An 18,188-nucleotide genomic window follows, 5' to 3' on the forward strand; every position below is an offset into this window, starting at 1 on the left:
CCCACACAGTCGTTAAAGCGCGACTCGGTTGCTAGAACTGCGGAAGGTGACATTTACACCTTCGCTCGTTTGTTCCAGCACTAACAGTGGAGTAGGCTTTGCTTTTTGATCCCAATGCATGGTGGCTAAGCGCCCTAACAATGTGGGCTGCCAAAATTTATCGTCTCGATCAGGGCTTAGGAAGTTCTCGATACAGTCGATAATTTCTTGAACCGTGATCGACGTTGCTTGAGTGGGTAGCTTGACCAGCTTAATTTGAATTCGAAAGAGCACTCGCTTTTTCTTTTGGTTGTCTTGAACCGTCTGATACTCGACATCAAAGATTTGGTCTACAGCCCGTGGTTTGGAGGCAATGCCGACGACTCCCTGCTGTGCCTGTTGTGGACGGAGTGCCACAGTGATGCGCTGCTTGACCTTCACCTTAAGCTGGTTGAGCACCGAAAAATGGAACTGCTTCTCTTCCATTCTCATCCTGAGGTAATCGAGGTTGAAATCTCGAGAATGCACCAAATCAGGATTTTTCTCCATCTTGCTGATGGTCGTCAGCGCCAATTTAACGCGCTTCTGAAGCTCTTTATTCTTGTAAGCCTCAAATTTGAGCTTTTTGCGTACCCGCGAAAACTGTATCTGAGAAACAATTCCCAGAATCAGTAATAGCACCGCTAAACCGATCGAAGTATACAGCCATGGATTCTTTGGTTGAGCGACAGCTACAGGAGTCTGAGCTATCAAAGGATTGAGCTCACTAACAGAATGAGACATAGCTAAGGAATAGTGCTATCCGGTTACATTTAGCATGCCCTGGGCAAGGGTTTCCGGACTAAGAGGATATATCTAAACACATGTAAAGCCTCTGTGAATTTTCGATGGCCATAGGTGCAATTAGTGACGCCATCGTGCGCGATATCCCCGAGCATCCAAATGGCTCAGCCTAGGGAAACGGCGATAGCGCCCTAATCCACCGGGCCACCAAGGATCCAATGCCCAGTAGATCTGATCTCCAGAAAGACCATCGACATAGAAGTCGATGGCATCACCCACAATGTGACGACTATTGGAAGCTCCACCCACCTGCCGATTGATATCGGGTGGACGATACCAGCTGGTGATATGAAAGGGACGACCGATGCGATCTCGAGCTTGCTGAGCCAGCTTAGCAAGGCGCACCATAGCATCTACAGTAGACTGATTGGGAGGCATGCGTGTACCGCCACGGGTAGCCTCAGCCCAGGTAAAGTTGCCATTGGGAATAATTGAAGCCCCTAACTGAAGATTATGGGGTGTCCAACGGCTGGGGCGTGGTGGCAGGGGTGCAGGTTTCGGAGCTGGCGGTGCTTCGACCGAATCACGATTAGCACGGGTCATACGCCGCACATCATCGAACAGCGACTGAATCGAATCTACACGCCGGTCTAGCTTTCGCCAGATTTGCACCAGGCGGATCAAAGCCTCTCGTTGTTCTTCGGTCTCTTTATAGACATTGGGCACATTGTCGATAAAGGCCAGTAAAGCCTGATCGACTTGCTTAGCCGCTTTTGCTAGGGCAGGGGGATTATTCTTATTGGCACTGAGAAACTGTGGCGTTACCCCTAGCTCGCTCAAAGCGGTCGGGCGTGAATCCAGTTCCTTCCACATCCGATAGGTTTCCGTCAGTGCAAATCGATGATAGCCATCCCCTTTGTAGTGGTCAGGAAGCCGTTGCACAAAAGCAATCAAGGCCGGATCTACAATTTGCAGGTTGGTTTCATTGGCCCGTGGATCATGGGAGCGCAGCCACTCGATCGCCTCTTCCCGGGAATCTACCTGCCGCCATAGTTGGGTTAAGCGCAACAGTGCTTCTCGCTGATGGGGATAGCCAGAATAAAAGCGAGATACCTGGCGGATAAAGTTGGTTAGCTCTTTATCCAGGGCTGCCTCATCCACTACATCATTGTTGATGGGAACTTTCATGGCTTCAATGGTACTCCGGTGAGAGTCCAGCTTGCGCCAGATGCGGGCAACCTCCAGTAGTGCTTCTCGCTGAAAATCTAGACGACTGTAGTTGGGGGCGATGCGATCGGCTAATGCCAGTAGCTCATCATCTAATTCGGCCAAATTATGGGGCAACTCCTGTGCACCATAGTCATAGCTAATGTCTTCAAGATAGGCCGCTAAAAGCTTTTCAGCATTACAGCTTTCTAGGCGCGCGGAGTTTTCTTCAGCCCCTGGTGGCATATAGCCTTCAGCAATCCGCTCGATGAAGCGATCGCTGTAGCGCCCCTTGGGGGCATCCCATAAATCGCTGCCACTCCAACCATTGGCAGTCAGGGTATTGGTTAGCCCTCGTAATGTATTGGCAGCATACTGTACCTGCTCAGGAAAGGTGTTGACCTGAGCCACTGCAATCTTATTGGCAGGTGCTATACCCAGACCCGTTTCACCATCCATCAGCCGGGGAGCCTGATGTACCGTATAGAGACCCGCCAGAATGGGTTTATGAATACCGGCTCGTTCCGCCTCTAAGAGATAGTAGTAGTTGCGCTGATCGGGTACGAGTGTTGCCATAGATTAATGGGCTCAAACGTTTTACCTTGACAAGGATAAGTGACTATTGGGTGTCTGCCATCTGCACAAATTACGGTAGAGCAATTAAGAGTTGGCTGCTAACGCTTCTAACGTATATCAGTTTCTTGATAACAAGGGAATTACTTAATCAAAATCTAGTGCTTGTCTGGCACCATAGCCCTTAGAAATAGGCAGAAGCAGTATAGCAACGATGGCATCAAATCGGTTACAGGCACTCACAACCCAGGCATGTCGCCAAGCACTGGCTCAAATTCGGCTATTGGCAACAGATATGGATGGCACCCTCACCCACCAAGGTGAATTTGCTCCATCTTTGCTAATCACCTTAGAAAAGCTCAAAGCATCAGGCATGCCTGTATTAATCACCACTGGACGTTCAGCAGGTTGGGTCAATGGGTTACTACACTATCTGCCTGTGGAGCTTGCGATCGCAGAAAACGGCGGACTCTATTTCACCAAAACCAATAGACATCCCACATTCCTACAACCGCTCGCCAACGACCATAGACAGTTGCTATTACAACAATTTAACCGGTTACGCCAACAATACCCTCAACTCAAAGAATCCAGCGATAACCCTTTTCGTCTAACGGACTGGACCTTTGATGTGACCGGATTGAGTCTAGACGATTTGCAGTGGATGACTAGCAACTGTCATGAAAACGGTTGGGGATTCACCTACAGCACCGTGCAATGCCACATCAAACCCTTGCCCCAAGACAAAGCTAGCGGTCTAGCCCAGGTCGTCGCCCAGCAATTTCCAGATCTAGCCCATCACCAAGTACTCACCATTGGTGATAGCCCCAACGATGAAAGTATGTTTGATCCTGCACAATTTCCCCATTCCGTTGGTGTGGCCAATGTTCGTCACTATTTAGATACGCTGACCCATCACCCTTCGTTTGTCACCCAGGCAGAAGAGGGCGCAGGATTTGGTGAGTTGGTGGAAGAACTATTCGACGCAATCAATCGATGAATCTAGAGATGAATGTAGAGGCGTTCCATGGAACGCCTCTACATAGGTTCCATATTTCTCCTTTTCCATTGCCCCGCAGCGTTAGACAATATTATCCGACTCAATTCTCATAGCTATGGCAGACATTCTGCGGGCAAAGCGCTGGACAATTTCACGAATACTTATGTGGATGGGCATCGCCATCACCCTGTTGTTTGTCATCGTTGCCCTGTTTGCACCGCTGATGCAGAACTGGGGATGGATCCAGGATCCATTGGTGACGTTGGAAAACCCCATTCATGTACCACCGTCTGGTGAGCATTGGTTTGGCACCAGCCGCCAGGGCTATGATGTCTTTGCTCGTACCCTCTTTGGAGCACGGGCAGCCTGGCAGGTGGTGCTGTTGGCAACGGCCATGAGTGTGGTGGTGGGCGTTCCCTTAGGCATGGTCAGCGGTTATCTCGGTGGCAAGCTGGACCGGGGTCTGCTGTTTTTCATGGACACGATCTACACGCTGCCAATGCTGCTTTTGGCCGTCACCCTAGCCTTTATTTTGGGTAAGGGTGTGGTGAATGCAGCTGCGGCCTTGAGTATTGCCTATGTGCCTCAGTACTACCGGGTAGTGCGTAACCACACCGTTAGCCTGAAAACGGAGCTGTTTGTCGAGGCGGCTCAGGCCATGGGAGCTTCGACATGGGCCGTGCTGTCTCGATACCTATTTTTGAATGTGGTGCAGAGTGTGCCCGTACTCTTTACCCTCAATACAGCAGATGCGGTACTCATTTTGGGGGGGCTGGGGTTCCTAGGCTTGGGACTTCCAGACGAAGTACCTGAATGGGGCAGTTCCCTACGTCAGGCATTGGACGCCCTCCCCACAGGTATTTGGTGGACCGCACTCTTTCCAGGACTAGCCATTACGGGCATGGTGACCGGGTTATCCCTCATCGGTGAGGGCTTAAATGATTTGGTTAATCCCCTAGTGCGCAAAGAAAACTGAACGGCGTGAGTCTGCGATCGCAGTGATCATGATCACATGCAAGATTCAGTATGACTTAAGTCACTCTTATGCAGAGTTCAGGGTCGTATCAGATATCGGTTAGCTAAAATTGAGATAGTTAGAACAATCGTTCATGACCCTTTGGGGGTTACTACCATGAAAAAAGCACTGACTGCATTGTTTGTTACTGGATTGACTACTGTTACCTTGGGTTCAGTTCTGGCAGCACCCAGTTCAGCTGACCTTCTGGAAAGCATTGGCATTGGCGCTGGTACAGGTATTGTGACCGGTACCGTTGTCGGTGACAACGCAGGTGTCGACGACATTGTTAACGGGGCGGCGGCTGGAGCGGCTGTTGAGGCCGTACGCGGTAACAATGACGATTCCAGTTTGGTTCAGGATGCTGCTGTGGGCGCTGCCGCTAGCGGTGTCGTTGGCATTATCACCAATGACGATTCCTTCATTGAAAATGCCATTCAAGGGGGCGCTGCAGGCGCACTGATTAATGTTCTTGACTAGGGTCAAGGCGTTCTTGACTAGGGTCAAGGCGATTTCAGATTAAGTTTTTGCACAGTTATTAACGCTTCAAGACAATGGGTCATATAACCCTACATAGAAAAAGCCCCGTATCTACCTACCGATGCGGGGCTTTTTTGTACATTGTCAGGACAGGAGCAAACGGACTAGACATAAGGCAGGGTGGGCACAAGGCACCACCCTTACGAGATATTTGTGAACTGAACCAAGGCGTTAAATTTAGTGTCAGGAGGATTCAAGGCGTCTGCGCCATTCGTCATCAATTTTGTCTCGGTTCTCGATCTCTTGGTCAATCAGATCAGTCTCAGTGGTGTAAGCCAGGTTGTCTTTACTAACAATGGTTTCCATCGCAAACTGCTTGGCATAGTCAAGTTTGCGTTGTACCGTTCTGCCCACAAGGTTCTTACGCTGAGTATTACGGTCTTCAATTTTCTGGTTTTGCCGCTGCATTCTGAAGTAGCGAATGGCAGGGATGCCAAGAAAAGCAACGCCATAGGCTAGGAAGAGATCGCAGAGGGAATAGACCAGATCAACAAAGCCTCCGTCGGTAAAGTCAGCCGCAATAAAACTGAGATAGATGGAGCCAACGACTAGCAATGTGCCAAGACCGATGGCAATGGCGACTTGATTGGAGCTGGCACTGGTAAAGCGACGTTTGGCTTCTTTAAGAAATGCAGGTACTGACTGGGGTTTCTGATTTTTAGCCGTTACCTGGAGCTCGGGGAAGTAATAGACGAGGTCACCTTGGGGACTGACGTTAGGCCGACCGTTAAAACGACTGAGGGCAGGAATTACGTAGTCTTCAAGGTCGTCGTCGAGGTTGGCGTTTTCGAGATAGGGAGCTAGCTGTTCGGCAGAGACGGCACCGCGATTGTTGCGAATGACGGTTGCGATCGCACCCCACCGCCGTTCATCCAAATCCTTATTCGGGTCACCATCGCCAAACAAGAACGAATACACACCTTCCAAAAAATTCAGCTCACTACCCTGGCGATTGCGATCTCGTGACGAATAGTCATACTGCCGACCATACTGCCGACGGGGGCCATAGCTAAACCAGTAAAACCAATCCCGACCAATCCACAGCCAAGGATTAAACCCTATACCGCCACTATAGCTGCCACCGCGATTATCATCTTCCCGCTGGGACTGCATACTAATTTGAATCGCAATGATGGCCGCAAATACCAGCACCACCGCCAGAATCAGCATGAGGCCAAAGGAAATGCGAATCAGGTAAAACAGAACCGCCCAAATTTTTTCCCAGGTTTCCTGCCAGCGCAGTTGCCAATATTGATTACGCAGAATTGCTCGAAACTGAGGGGAAAACTCATAGGCAATGTCCCCCGTCTCAGACACTTGCATGTGGGCCTGGGTTTCAGATGCTAAGGCCAAAACCCCAGCTTCCGCCTGGCTAATATTGAGACCAGTTTTAGCAGCCACATCACCTACGGTTACCCGATATTTCAGGGTTTCGACCGCTTTCATGATGTCCTTATTTAGCTCCATAGGTTCCTTTAGGGGCCTTATTGTAGCGATGATTCTTAGTATAGAAAGCCTTATCGATCATCTGCCATGACGGTAAAGGTGTGGGTTTCCATATCCATAATGATCCACCACCTTAGAAGGTCATGTAGGCGGAGCGCTCTGCCAGATCTCAAACACCAAAAAGGCTGAATGACTTAGCATCCAGCCTTTCCAGATTTTGCAATGTGCATCAAAATATTTGGAATTGTAGTCAATCAGTAGCAACTATTTATTGCCAGTAATCTGATCCTTTACATCCCCCAAACTGCTCAGTAACTCACTGCGATTGCTGGCTTTTAGCAAAAATCGATAGATAAACCAGCCCGTATAAATCAGACCAATAAGCTCCATCGTAGGCGCTAGTACTGGGATATCGTTAATCGACGCCAAGACAGCAAAGGTTAGTTTGATGGCAATGAGAGCACCGAAGACTAGACCAATAACTGTGAGTGGCCGTTTGTACTCATTAAACGTCTCAACTACGTAAGTCGGTGAATCCCCAAGTACACTTGCAACCTTAGCCAAAATTTCTTTGGCCTGTTCAGTGGTATCGGTCGTACTTTGAGTTGTTACGTTCTCTTCAGGGGGATTGATATCGGTGCTCATCTTTATATGGAGTATTAACAACCTAGGAGCGGATTTCCCTCGCTCATTTGCCATGCGGCTAATGAACCAGCTTAGTTATCAGCTTCTGAAACTAAACTAGAGTTAGTCCAAATGCAAGCTGCCAACCGCGCATTAGGCACATGCCAGATCTTGCATAGCTGTGTGCAAATCAATGCACTTTAAAATAGTTTATTCTGACTTCATAGAAAAATATTATCGTTCATCGACATATAGTCAATTTCAATCATTGGCCCCAATGCATTATCAAAACATTTCAATTTGAGACTGCTTTGTCGTTGAGGTGGATGTCATGACTAAAATGAGAGCTACCGAATTCTGCAAGGGCTTATCGAAACCATCTACGGCGAGCTGAAAGGTCTTAAACCTAGTCAGCTCAAGCAACTACGTCGTCTATATCATCAGCGCATTCCGGGTAGTCAAATCACTAACCGTGAATTTGCCCAGCGTCTGGCTGCCATCAGTACTGATATCAATCAGCCAGTTTGTAGTTATATTGACCGGCGGGGGCATGTCATCCGCGTCGGTGTTGGCTCCCCACGGCAAACTCAAATTCCAGCTATGGAGTTACCACGATATGGTGCCGAGCGACTGAGTGGTATTCGCTGCATTGCCACTCAACTGAAACAGGAACCACCGGGAAATGCTGCGTTGACGGCCATGGCCCTACAGCGGTTGGACGCGCTAGTGCTGCTGACGCTAACCGGCAGCGGTTTTCAGCGTAAGGGCGGTGGTGCCACAGGTTATATTCGTGAGGCTTACTTGGCCCATTTAGTTCCCGATGAGACCCAGCGCTGGTCAGTATCAGCGCCAATGGATTTGGAAAGCATCAGTCTGGAAGATTTTACTGACTTGACTGAAGGTTTGGAGGAGGAATTTCGGCGTCTGTTTGTGGCGCAGCAAGTAGATGCGAGCCACGACCGTGTGCTGTTAGTGGGTTTACAAACCGATCGGATCTCTACCCGACGCTTTCAAAGCGGTCTGGAAGAAATCATTCGACTCGTGGAAACTGCCGGTGGCGAAGTTTTAGAAACCCTCAAACAAAAGCGAGCTAAACCTCACCCTCAAACTGTGCTGGGGGCGGGTAAGGTCGATGAGGTGGCCCTAAAGGCTCAAACCTTTGGTGCAAGTTTAGTGGTCTTTGATCGGGATCTATCTCCAGCTCAGGTACGCAGCCTGGAGCAACGAATTGGGGTGCGAGTAGTGGATCGTACCGAGCTGATTTTAGATATCTTTGCCCAGCGGGCGCGGACAGGTGCGGGCAAGTTGCAGGTGGAGCTGGCTCAATTAGAGTATCAGTTGCCGAAGCTGACGGGGCGCGGTCAGGCCATGTCTCGACTGGGGGGTGGTATTGGTACCCGTGGTCCCGGTGAAACCAAATTAGAAACTGAACGACGGGCCATTCAAAAACGAATTACGCGGCTACAGCGAGAGGTAAATCAGTTACAGGCTCATCGTTCGCGGCTGCGACAGAATCGACAGCATCATCGGGTGCCTTCTGTTGCCGTGGTGGGCTATACGAATGCAGGTAAGTCTACGTTGTTGAATACGCTGACCAATGCGGATATTTATGCTGCAGATCAGTTGTTTGCAACGTTAGATCCAACAACAAAAAAATTATCCGTGGTGGATAGTGACACCCATGAGAAACGGTCTATGGTCCTGACCGATACCGTGGGGTTTATTCAAGATTTGCCACCGTCTCTTATGGATGCATTTCGAGCCACATTAGAAGAAGTTACCGAAGCAGATGCGCTGATGCATGTGGTGGATTTGTCTCATCCGGCTTGGCAAGATCATATTCGCTCGGTGATGGGGATTTTGGGACAAATGCCAACAACACCAGGGCCAATTTTATTGGTATTTAACAAATTGGATGCAGTGGATAGTGATACTCTTGCGGTTGCTAAGGATGAGTATCCCCAGGCATTGTTTATTTCAGCTGCGCAGAAGCTGGGGTTGGAGACGTTGCGACAGCGTTTAGTGCAGTTGGTAGATTATGCTGTGGCAGGCTAGGAAAGAGTTAGTCAATAGCAGCGATAGATTTTGCAAAATTTGAGACTGAAGAAACCAGACTTGAGGCCGATAAAGTGCTATTCCTCACAATATCCTCACACTTCCCGCGTAGTCTAAAGATGTTGAAAATGCTGGTTCAGCCTGCTGTTAAATGATTGCAGCTCACAGTTGTCATCTTGGGCATAGCGTCAACAAGATAGCCAAACCCGATGACCGTTGTATCAGTATTTAGCTGTAGTAGGAGATAACCCATCATGATCCGCATAAATGGCAACTCTCTTAAATGGAAACCCCTGAAGTGGTGGCTATTGGCATTAATGGCTCTAATTTGGGCGTTATGGGTTAGTCAAAATCCATATTTAATTAGACCCGTTTATCTGTTGTAACATCTTGAAACTGTTTTGTCGGTAGGCCACACCAGCAATGGCTCTATCACCTATATTGTGGTTAGAAAATCACAATTATCATTTCCTGAACCAGCTACAGGGCAGTAGGTTCCAAATTGACTGTCCCAACTTAGGTGAGTGGCTCAATATATTTAATCGTTACAAAGCTATCAACTGTCTCTATCCATCAAATTATTTAGCGCTCTAATGACCTCTAAAGTGACTAAAAACATTGGCATTCTTACCAGTGGTGGTGATTGCCCTGGTCTCAATGCAGCGATTCGTGCTGTTGTTAAATGTGCAACCCAACGGCAATGGCAGGTCTATGGTATTCCCTACGGTACTCAAGGCTTGATTAACTTAGAGCAGGGCAACTGTTCGAGACAGGATATTCAATTGCGAGACCATGGGTTTGATATTCCAGGGGTGCTGCATGGTATCGATATTCTTCAGTTTCTCAGTGGTAGTATGCTGGGTGCTTTAAGCAACGGTGACCCCAGCAATCCTGATATTGCTCGTGAGATGTTAGAGGGGTACCGATTGCTCGATTTAGATGCCTTAATTACCTTGGGGGGAGATGGCAGCTTAAATATTATTTCTGATTTAGCACAACAGGGTAACTGGAACTGGATTGCGATTCCTAAAACCATCGATAACGATGTGCCGTTTACTGAACAGTCACTGGGGTTTGATACAACTGTTGATACGGTGACCCATGCCCTATATGATCTCACATTTACGGCGGCCAGCCATAATCGCATTATGATTGTTCAGGTCATGGGGCGGGATGCCGGTCATCTAGCGCTACGGGCGGGTGTTGCTGGAGGAGCCGATATGATTTTGATTCCAGAACTCACTCCACAGATTAATGACAAGCTACTGGATGGTATCTGTAGCAAAATTGTACAGCTGCGTCAGACTGATCGGCAGTTTGCCCTAGTGGTCTTGTCTGAAGGGGTGTGTAATCAAAATGGGGTTAGGGAAAAGTACATTGGCGATACCCTGGCACAACAGATTCAGGTCCATGCTCAGCAACTGCGTGAGACAAATCAACCTGAATTTTGTCATTTACAGCCATTAGAAACGAGAGCCACAATCCTTGGTCATATTCAACGCAGTAGTATGCCATCATCGCTTGATCGGCTGATTGCAGCAGCCTTTGGATGTAAGGCAGTGGAATTGATTGCAGCTGAGAACTATCAGCAATTAGTAGTGTGGTCCCATGGGCATGCAGACAGTAAACCCTTAGATCAGGTGATACCGCGAATTAAACGGTGTCATTTAGAACAACGCTGCCCTAGCCCGGTGGCATTGGACGATCCTTGGATAAAAACAGCGCGAAATTTAGGTGTTTACATGGGTGAAACCATCAATAAACCTGAGAAAACAAACTTAACTTTTGCCAAACGCTGATTTGAAAACATTACTGACTGGGAGACTAAAGAAGCCTAACTGTTTCATGTATGGTTAGTGGTTGCTGCTGTGGGGACTCAATGCTGTTGATTGAGCTACTACAATGCTAGATGATGTATCTTGAGTGATTCATGCTTGAATTGTGGCCTTTGTGGCTCTATCCAGGCTAGAAATAACTGATGAATTGTGCTCTCATAGCTGCGTCATCGTTCGCTGTTGGGTTGAATATTCGTGAGCAATACCTGACCTGTTTGTGTCTGTGTTTCTAGGTCACAGCACTAACTTAGAGAAATAATTGTCTCCTCAGATATGATGTACATACTACCTTTGACAACAGATTCTCCGTCTATGTATGGATGCAACTGGGTACTTTAAACCATGAATCAGGTATCAAGTCACTGGAAACGTATTTGTAGCGTAAGCATCAGTTCGAATCTACCTTAAAACTGATAATCTTCCTGATAGCGTCTGCTAAGGCACCAGGGAACCCATGACTCAAAACTCGCTCAAGCGCATGTTTTTTAAGCGACGGCAGGTACTTAGAGGTGTCACTGGGCTGAGTGCAGCTCTGTTGGCATCTAGGCTAGCCGGTTGTGCAACCACCACCGATAGTGACGCCACACCGACTGCTGGGGGAGAAACAGCCTCTTCTAGTGAACCGATTAAGTTAGGTCTTATTGCTGCCATTACAGGGCCTTCAGCCGTGTCAGGTGAATCGATTACGCGGGGATTGACCATTGCCCTAGAAAAAATTAACGCGAGTGGTGGCGTCATGGGGGGGCGTCCGTTGGAACTTGTCATTCGTGACGATGAATCCACCCCGGCTAAGGGGGTAGCGGCGGCTCGGGAATTGATTGAGCAGGAAAAAGTGGCCCTGGTTTTTGGTGGCTTAGATTCTCCCGTATCCCTGGCCATGTTGCCTGTTTTCCATGAGTTAGAAGTGCCTTACATGGGTGTGTGGGCTGCGGCCACAGGCATTACCCGCAACGAATTTGACCCCAACTTTGCCTTTCGAGTCTCGGCTAACGACAATATTGTAGACAGTTACCTAATGCGCTACGCCAAGCAAGAATTAGGGGCCACTAAGGTGGGTTTAGTACTAATCAACAACCCTTGGGGCGAATCGAATCAGGCTGGGTTTGAGGAATGGGCACCGAAGTATGACCTGGACATTGTTGGTATTGAAAAGTTCAACGATGGGGACACCGATATTTCTCCCCAGTTAGGTCGTTTGCAGGAGGGAGGGGCCGAAGTGCTGCTGATGGTGGCTAACGCCGCCCCTTCAGCGGTAGCGATGAAGTCTTTGCTGCGCCTGGATTGGGATGTGCCAGTTGTCTCCCATTGGGGACCGACGGGTGGTCGTTTCCCTGAATTGGCTGGTGAGGAAGCGGCTGCTCGGGTGGTATTTATGCAGACCTATAGCTTCTTTGATGCCAAAGGAGAGCGCTCGGAAGCACTGATGAGCAAGTTACAAGAGAAATATGATGTCAAGAGGCCAGAGGATGTCATTGCCCCAGTGGGAACGGCCAATGCCTATGACGCCATGAATCTGGTCGCCCTGGCCATAGATACGGCAGAGAGCTTAGACGGACCCACATTGCGAGACTCTTTCTATGATCTCCCAACCTATGAAGGTTTGATTAAAACCTATGAGCAGTCCTTTTCACCCGATAACCACGATGCCCTGAATGAAGACGATTATATTCTGGTGCAGTGGAAAGATAACAAATTAGTGCCCTTCCAAGGGTAAAGACACTGGATAAATGCAATGTGGTCCCAACTGATCCTTTCAGGGATTGCTGTTGGTAGTCTATATGGCTTGGTGGCTCTGGGCTTTCAGATTACCTATGCGGTCTCGAAGACGATGAATTTTTCCCAGGGCGCTTCTGTAATGGTGGGAGCTGTCTTGTGCTACAGCCTGAACATCACCCTGGGAGTGCCTGCCTGGTTGGCAGTTCCTCTCACGTTGGTGGCGACCTTTGGGTTAGGCATGCTAATTGAGCGGTTTGTGGTACGTCCATTTTCAGAAGGGGGCTCCAACAGTTGGCTACTGACGACAATTGCCCTGGGCATCATTCTCGAAAATCTCGCCATGCTCACATTTGGCAAAGAGACACGGGGCTATCCTTCTGCCTGGGCGGAAACGCCAGTCCAACTGCTGGGGTTTGGTGTGTTTCCAGTAGAGCTGCTAATTCCGGTGGTGGGGTTAGCGGTTGCGATCGCACTCCGTATCCTATTCACTCAAACTCTCTTGGGCAAAGCGCTGCAGGCCGTCAGCGAGAGCCATGATACCGCTCGGCTGATGGGCATTCCGGTGGAGCGCATGATCAGCGTCACATTTGGCATGTCTACCGCACTGGCGTCGTTGGCGGGCATGTTAATTGCGCCGGTTAGCAATGTTTCCGCCACCATGGGCACGCTGCTGGGTTTGAAGGCCTTTGCCACAGCCATCATCGGTGGCTTGGCGAATCCCTGGGGAGTCATGGTGGCGGGCATTCTATACGGTTTAGTGGAATCGGCAGCCGCTGGTTTATTGGGGGGTAGCTATCGCGAAATTATTGGCTTTGCGGTGGTGATTTTGATGCTGGCAATACGCCCCTATGGTCTGTTTGGCCAGGCTCAGGTTAAAAAGGTTTAGGGCATCAATATGAAGCTGCGTCGCTGGATTGGAATAGGCTTGTTATTGGGTGCGATCGCAGCCACACTATTCGCGCCCAATACCTACTACCTTTACACCATTGGCATGATTGCCATTACCACTATGGTGGCCGTTGGTCTTAATATTTTGGTGGGGCTGTCAGGGCAAGTGTCCATTGGCCATGCGGGGTTCTTTGCCATCGGCGCATATACAGCAAGCCTGTTGATGCTGAGGGTAGACTGGTCGTTTCCAGCGGCGGCAGGCATCGGCATCCTGGTCACGGCTGGTATGGGAGCGGCCTTAGGGGCTCCCGCCTTGCGGGTTACAGGCCCTTACCTGGCAATGGTGACCATCGCCTTTGGCATCATCGTCGAGCGAGTGTTGATCGAGTGGGTTGGCCTCACCGGCGGCTTTGGTGGCTTGAGCAACATTCCCAAACCGGTGCTATTTGGCCTACAACCCGCTTTGAGAGATGTCGTTCTCATTGCTGTGGTGCTAGCGTTTGTTGCAATTTGGTCCTTTGACCAGCTCAAACAACATCCCTGGGGCAAAGCGTTTCAAGCAGTGCGCGACGATGAGACAGCCGCCATTTCTCTCGGGTTAAATCCCCTAACGGTGAGAGTGATGGCATTCACCGTTTCGGCGGCATTTACGGGTCTGGGGGGAGCCTTCTTTGCCTCCACAATTGGGTTTGTCAGCCCCGACAGCTTTACCCGGCACCGCTCAATTTTATTTCTGTTGGTGGTCATCTTAGGGGGGATTGGCACTGCCGAAGGGGCATTTGTCGGCGCGATCGTACTTGTTCTTTTACCAGAACTGATTAAGGACTTCGCCGATTACCAACTGTTGGTCTTTGGTGTGTTGTTGCTGCTCACACTGTGGCTAGCTCCCGAAGGCGTGACCCAACCGCTCAAGCGTTGGTTTAGCCAACCGTCTCCGGTATATCCCCTGGCCACTCCACCCGATATGCCAGCCCTGATTACCCGCAATCAAACAGCGGCGGCGCTACAGGTAAATCAGGTCGGCATTCAGTTTGGGGGCGTGCGTGCGGTCAATGAGGTGAGCCTGACGGTGCAGCCGGGTATGGTGACTGCGGTGATTGGGCCAAATGGTGCGGGTAAAACAACCCTGTTGAACTTAATTGGAGGCTTTTATCAAACCCAAACTGGCACCATTATACTTGGGAACACCGACCTGACCCAACAATCTGACCTGGCGATCGCCAGGTCAGGTGTGGCTCGCACCTTTCAGGCAACAAGATTATTTGACTCACTTTCAGTGATTGATAACTTACGAGTTGCTGCCAAAGGTGCTCAAACTAGCTCCATTTTTTCCGCTCTAGTGGGTCGAGGCAAAGCACCGAACCATCCAGAGAAAACGCTACTGGAAGTTTTATCGTTTGTTGGCTTTAGGGGTGATGTTTATCAGACTGCAGCTAACCTGCCCTTTGTGGATCGCCGGTTAGCGGAAATCGCTCGGGCATTAGTCTTGGGGCCTCAGCTGTTGCTATTGGATGAACCGGCTGCCGGGCTGAGTAAAGACGATAAGCAAGTGCTAGCAAAGCTAGTGCGGCGGATTGCCAGCAGCGGTATTCCCGTCATTTTGATTGAGCACGACATGGACTTGGTGATGGATATTTCGGACCAAGTTGTGGTGCTAGACAGTGGCGATCTCATTTCCATGGGTTCTCCCGCACAAGTGCAACAAGATCCAGCTGTCTTGGCGGCATATTTAGGCGTTGACTCACCTGACCTAACGCGCCCAGCCCTCTCTCAGCCATATCCTCTATTGCAAACCAAACAGCTGGTTGCTGGCTACGACAAACTAAAGGTATTGCAGGCGGTTGACCTGACGGTGAATGCGGGTGAACTGGTGGCCGTCATCGGTGCCAATGGTGCTGGTAAAAGTACTCTGATGAAAGCCATTACCCAGCTGATTGCCCCCTGGTCTGGGGATATTATCTGGCAAAACCAATCTCTCTTGGGAACACCCGCCCATGACATCAATCGACAAGGCATTGTCTTAGTACCTGAAGGACGACAGGTGTTTAAAGAGCTGACGGTGATCGACAATCTGCGCCTGGGAGCGTTTAATCGTCAGGATGATGATGTGGACGACGATATCCAGAAAATTCTCCAGCGCTTTCCCCGCTTATTTGAACGGCGCAACCAAAAAGCGGGGTTGTTATCAGGTGGAGAACAACAAATGCTAGCGATTGGTCGTGGCTTGATGGCTCGTCCAAAATTGTTGTTGCTGGATGAACCGTCCCTTGGTCTAGCACCAAAACTTGTCACCGATCTGTTTACCACCCTGGCAGAGCTACGGGATGAAGGACTGACCATTTTATTGGTGGATCAGATGGCCAGCCTGGCTTTGGCAGTGGCGGATCGGGCCTATCTACTGGAAACGGGGCAGGTTGTGCAATCGGGTACCGGCAAAGAGATGCAACAAGATAGCCAGGTGATAAAAGCGTATTTAGGGGTTTAGAACAGGTAGGGACCTCCCCTTGTGGGTGCCCTGGATACCCTACGCCATGGTCCGATCATTGGTTGGGAAAATATTTGATCAATGAGAGCAAAGAGTTGGAGAGTGGCAGTTGCGATCGCGGGTTAGCAAAATTTTGGTGGATCGCTTCCAATGCTGCCGGGGTATGCACAAGGCATTACCCCTACGGAATTATCCATTTTGAAGCGAGGATACTGAATACAGAGGCAGACAGCTGATCAAACTCTGAATGGCTCTGATTTTTCATCGAAGTGTAAAGGTAAGACACTTTCAATATTTTCAGTTGGATGGGGCACGGTGTAGTGGGACGTAACTTTCCCATTATTAGGGCAGGCGTTAGCAGCTTTTATCCCCGCTTCCATGGCTCTGTTGACCTCAGCCACACGCCCTCGAACCGTTACAAACTGGCGTCCGCTATCGGCCTGATTAATTCCTAAAAGGGAGACATTACCTGCTTTAACCATGGCATCCGCCGCTGCCAACGAAGCCGGATATCCGTGGGTTTCGATTACACCGATAGAGTAAAGCATAGGAAAGTGGGTTCGATTGTGAAGCTGCCCTTCTTAATATACCTGAGACCCGACACCCAACGCTGAGCTGAGCCAATACGCATAAGGACTACCTGTAACCGAATGACCATGATGCCTATGACTGTTTGCTCCAAAGTAACCAATGCCAACGGGTTTTCTTGGATGAGCTAGTCCCAAGTCAATCGGTGACTCTGGGGTTAGTTAAACTAATAGTAGAGCCCCCCAGCAGTGCTATTGCCCCAGGCAAACAGTTGATTCAGCAAGCACGAGCGCATCCTTTACCCAACTTATCCACCGAAACCATTCTCAATATCCTTGAGACTATTACTGTTTATAAGTTTCCGCACCTTACATCCCAGGAAGTAGCCGATATGTTTGCCATCAGCGATCTAAAAAAGACAAAAGTTTATGCGGAAGCATATCAGGAAGGCCGGCAAGAGGTGCTCGCTCAGGAACGGGCTTTGGTGATGCGTTTGCTTAGACGAAAGGTGGGGGCATTTCCTCAAACGACTTTATTACAGATAGATCGACTGTCGTTGATGCAGCTGGAGGATTTAGCTGAGGCATTATTGGATTTTGGTGAACTGGCAGATTTGGACAACTGGCTGGGTCAGTTGACAGAGAAAAGAACTGAGGTAACAGAAATGCTGACCCAACGGTTAGGGGCGTTGGAGGTATCAGTTATGGAGCAGATAGAGAAACTGACTTTAGGACAGTTGGGGTTATTGGAGGAAGCTGCACCGGGAGTTATGACGGGCGATGGGTTGATGGATTGGTTGGAACAACAGTCGGGGCATGGGAAGGGTGAATAATGAGTCAAACTGCTGAACAGGTTCGATGGACTGTGCGGGATCTGGAAGTGCTGCCTCAGAGTGAAGGCAGCCGTTATGAGCTGATCAATGGAGAACTATTTGTAACTCGTTCGCTCCATCGTAGACATCAGCAGATCAGCGGCAAAATTTTTGCGGTCTTAGATGAGTGGTCAGAAATATCAGGTCTAGGGGAAGCTATTCTGGCACCAGGCATTATTCCATCGGATACAGATAATGTTATTCCTGATGTTGTTTGGATTAGTAAGCAACAGCTAGCTGTACTGGAAGATGAAGCAGGGCATCTTACAGGTTTTCCTGAGCTAATAGTTGAGGTTCTATCGCCGGGTGAAAGCAATATCCGCCGAGACCGTGAGGCAAAACTCAAGCTTTATTCGGTACAGGGTGTTCAAGAATATTGGATTGCGGATCGGTTTACCCGACAGTTAGAGATTTATCGTCGGCAGCAAGGGCAGTTGGCATTAGTTGCCAAAATGATGCCAGAAGATGAAGTCACGTCACCGTTGTTGCCAGACTTTACTTGCGCAATCAGTCGTTTTTTTGGTGCTGGCCCAAATGGTTAGAACACTTGCCCCATCGATCGGAGAAAAACGAGTTGTCTTGCCCAACGTTACCTGGCAAGGCTTCAGTAGGTAGGTTTTGCATACGCTACCGTCTCCCATGCG

At 49.3% G+C, this 18,188-nt stretch carries 15 protein-coding genes and 1 pseudogene; 11 read left to right on the forward strand and 5 right to left on the reverse strand.

The annotated features are described in order from the left end of the window. Positions 1-12 precede the first annotated feature (12 nt). A complete protein-coding gene (locus tag SPB21_RS26740) occupies positions 13-762 on the reverse strand; it encodes a hypothetical protein (RefSeq protein ID WP_163663825.1) in 750 nt (249 codons plus the stop codon). A 120-nt stretch (positions 763-882) separates the two neighbouring features. After that, complete coding sequence (locus SPB21_RS26745) at positions 883-2,544, reverse strand: D-Ala-D-Ala carboxypeptidase family metallohydrolase (protein ID WP_163663823.1); 1,662 nt, start codon at positions 2,542-2,544, stop codon at positions 883-885. Between the two features lie 211 nt (positions 2,545-2,755). Between SPB21_RS26745 and SPB21_RS26750 the strand changes: the two genes are divergently transcribed. The 3 genes from SPB21_RS26750 to SPB21_RS26760 all read left to right on the forward strand — a co-directional run bounded on the left by SPB21_RS26750 (position 2,756) and on the right by SPB21_RS26760 (position 5,036). Beyond that, a complete protein-coding gene (locus tag SPB21_RS26750) occupies positions 2,756-3,541 on the forward strand; it encodes an HAD family hydrolase (RefSeq protein WP_163663821.1) in 786 nt (261 codons plus the stop codon). Between the two features lie 115 nt (positions 3,542-3,656). Further along, positions 3,657-4,517 carry an ABC transporter permease gene (locus SPB21_RS26755; RefSeq protein WP_499868110.1) on the forward strand — a complete coding sequence of 287 codons (861 nt, stop codon included), beginning with the start codon at positions 3,657-3,659 and terminating at the stop codon, positions 4,515-4,517. 156 nt (positions 4,518-4,673) lie between these two features. Beyond that, entirely contained in the window at positions 4,674-5,036 is a 363-nt protein-coding gene (locus SPB21_RS26760; RefSeq protein WP_006517529.1) for a hypothetical protein, read from the forward strand. 243 nt (positions 5,037-5,279) lie between these two features. On the opposite strand, the gene SPB21_RS26765 is transcribed toward SPB21_RS26760, so the two are convergent. Beyond that, positions 5,280-6,563, reverse strand: coding sequence for a hypothetical protein (locus SPB21_RS26765; RefSeq protein WP_163663819.1), 1,284 nt, complete (start codon positions 6,561-6,563; stop codon positions 5,280-5,282). A gap of 243 nt (positions 6,564-6,806) precedes the next feature. Beyond that, complete coding sequence (locus SPB21_RS26770) at positions 6,807-7,187, reverse strand: CAAD domain-containing protein (protein WP_250564912.1); 381 nt, start codon at positions 7,185-7,187, stop codon at positions 6,807-6,809. Between the two features lie 348 nt (positions 7,188-7,535). On the opposite strand from SPB21_RS26770, the gene hflX reads away from it, so the two are divergent. The 5 genes from hflX (at position 7,536) to SPB21_RS26795 (ending at position 16,145) form a co-directional block, all read left to right on the forward strand. Then, on the forward strand, positions 7,536-9,221 hold the full coding sequence (gene hflX / locus SPB21_RS26775; protein ID WP_499060187.1) for a GTPase HflX: 1,686 nt from the start codon (positions 7,536-7,538) through the stop codon (positions 9,219-9,221). Positions 9,222-9,814: 593 nt separating this feature from the next. Next, the gene (locus SPB21_RS26780) at positions 9,815-11,020 is read left to right on the forward strand and encodes an ATP-dependent 6-phosphofructokinase (protein ID WP_499868111.1); all 1,206 of its coding nucleotides are present in this window, start codon (positions 9,815-9,817) and stop codon (positions 11,018-11,020) included. Between the two features lie 490 nt (positions 11,021-11,510). Then, a complete protein-coding gene (locus tag SPB21_RS26785) occupies positions 11,511-12,770 on the forward strand; it encodes an ABC transporter substrate-binding protein (protein WP_499868113.1) in 1,260 nt (419 codons plus the stop codon). Positions 12,771-12,788: 18 nt separating this feature from the next. Beyond that, entirely contained in the window at positions 12,789-13,658 is an 870-nt protein-coding gene (locus tag SPB21_RS26790; RefSeq protein WP_163663811.1) for a branched-chain amino acid ABC transporter permease, read from the forward strand. A gap of 9 nt (positions 13,659-13,667) precedes the next feature. After that, positions 13,668-16,145: a branched-chain amino acid ABC transporter ATP-binding protein/permease gene (locus SPB21_RS26795; RefSeq protein ID WP_499868115.1), complete on the forward strand. Its 2,478-nt coding sequence runs from the start codon at positions 13,668-13,670 to the stop codon at positions 16,143-16,145. A gap of 236 nt (positions 16,146-16,381) precedes the next feature. On the opposite strand, the gene SPB21_RS26800 is transcribed toward SPB21_RS26795, so the two are convergent. After that, complete coding sequence (locus tag SPB21_RS26800) at positions 16,382-16,693, reverse strand: carbon dioxide-concentrating mechanism protein CcmK (protein WP_006517539.1); 312 nt, start codon at positions 16,691-16,693, stop codon at positions 16,382-16,384. A 113-nt stretch (positions 16,694-16,806) separates the two neighbouring features. Between SPB21_RS26800 and SPB21_RS26805 the strand changes: the two are divergent. The 3 genes and pseudogenes from SPB21_RS26805 to SPB21_RS26815 all read left to right on the forward strand — a co-directional run. Continuing rightward, a pseudogene (locus tag SPB21_RS26805) lies at positions 16,807-17,058 on the forward strand (DUF2887 domain-containing protein); the annotation flags it as partial. 6 nt (positions 17,059-17,064) lie between these two features. Next, a complete protein-coding gene (locus SPB21_RS26810; RefSeq protein ID WP_499868749.1) occupies positions 17,065-17,505 on the forward strand; it encodes a DUF4351 domain-containing protein in 441 nt (146 codons plus the stop codon). Then, positions 17,505-18,086, forward strand: coding sequence for a Uma2 family endonuclease (locus tag SPB21_RS26815; protein ID WP_499868117.1), 582 nt, complete (start codon positions 17,505-17,507; stop codon positions 18,084-18,086). The genes SPB21_RS26810 and SPB21_RS26815 overlap by 1 nt, the downstream gene beginning before the upstream one ends. Positions 18,087-18,188 lie beyond the last annotated feature (102 nt).

Source organism: Leptothoe sp. ISB3NOV94-8A (assembly GCF_043421595.1).
GTDB classification, from domain to species: domain Bacteria; phylum Cyanobacteriota; class Cyanobacteriia; order Phormidesmidales; family Phormidesmidaceae; genus Leptothoe; species Leptothoe turfae.

Excerpts from the sequence above, each read along its gene's own strand:
- SPB21_RS26810 (WP_499868749.1), top strand. The coding sequence starts at position 17,065 with ATGTTTGCCATCAGCGATCTAAAAAAGACAAAAGTTTATGCGGAAGCA.
- SPB21_RS26745 (WP_163663823.1), bottom strand. The coding sequence starts at position 2,544 with ATGGCAACACTCGTACCCGATCAGCGCAACTACTACTATCTCTTAGAG.
- SPB21_RS26785 (WP_499868113.1), top strand. The coding sequence starts at position 11,511 with ATGACTCAAAACTCGCTCAAGCGCATGTTTTTTAAGCGACGGCAGGTA.
- SPB21_RS26780 (WP_499868111.1), top strand. The coding sequence starts at position 9,815 with ATGACCTCTAAAGTGACTAAAAACATTGGCATTCTTACCAGTGGTGGT.
- SPB21_RS26750 (WP_163663821.1), top strand. The coding sequence starts at position 2,756 with ATGGCATCAAATCGGTTACAGGCACTCACAACCCAGGCATGTCGCCAA.
- SPB21_RS26740 (WP_163663825.1), bottom strand. The coding sequence starts at position 762 with ATGTCTCATTCTGTTAGTGAGCTCAATCCTTTGATAGCTCAGACTCCT.
- SPB21_RS26815 (WP_499868117.1), top strand. The coding sequence starts at position 17,505 with ATGAGTCAAACTGCTGAACAGGTTCGATGGACTGTGCGGGATCTGGAA.
- SPB21_RS26765 (WP_163663819.1), bottom strand. The coding sequence starts at position 6,563 with ATGGAGCTAAATAAGGACATCATGAAAGCGGTCGAAACCCTGAAATAT.
- SPB21_RS26760 (WP_006517529.1), top strand. The coding sequence starts at position 4,674 with ATGAAAAAAGCACTGACTGCATTGTTTGTTACTGGATTGACTACTGTT.
- SPB21_RS26790 (WP_163663811.1), top strand. The coding sequence starts at position 12,789 with ATGTGGTCCCAACTGATCCTTTCAGGGATTGCTGTTGGTAGTCTATAT.
- SPB21_RS26755 (WP_499868110.1), top strand. The coding sequence starts at position 3,657 with ATGGCAGACATTCTGCGGGCAAAGCGCTGGACAATTTCACGAATACTT.
- SPB21_RS26795 (WP_499868115.1), top strand. The coding sequence starts at position 13,668 with ATGAAGCTGCGTCGCTGGATTGGAATAGGCTTGTTATTGGGTGCGATC.
- SPB21_RS26800 (WP_006517539.1), bottom strand. The coding sequence starts at position 16,693 with ATGCTTTACTCTATCGGTGTAATCGAAACCCACGGATATCCGGCTTCG.
- SPB21_RS26770 (WP_250564912.1), bottom strand. The coding sequence starts at position 7,187 with ATGAGCACCGATATCAATCCCCCTGAAGAGAACGTAACAACTCAAAGT.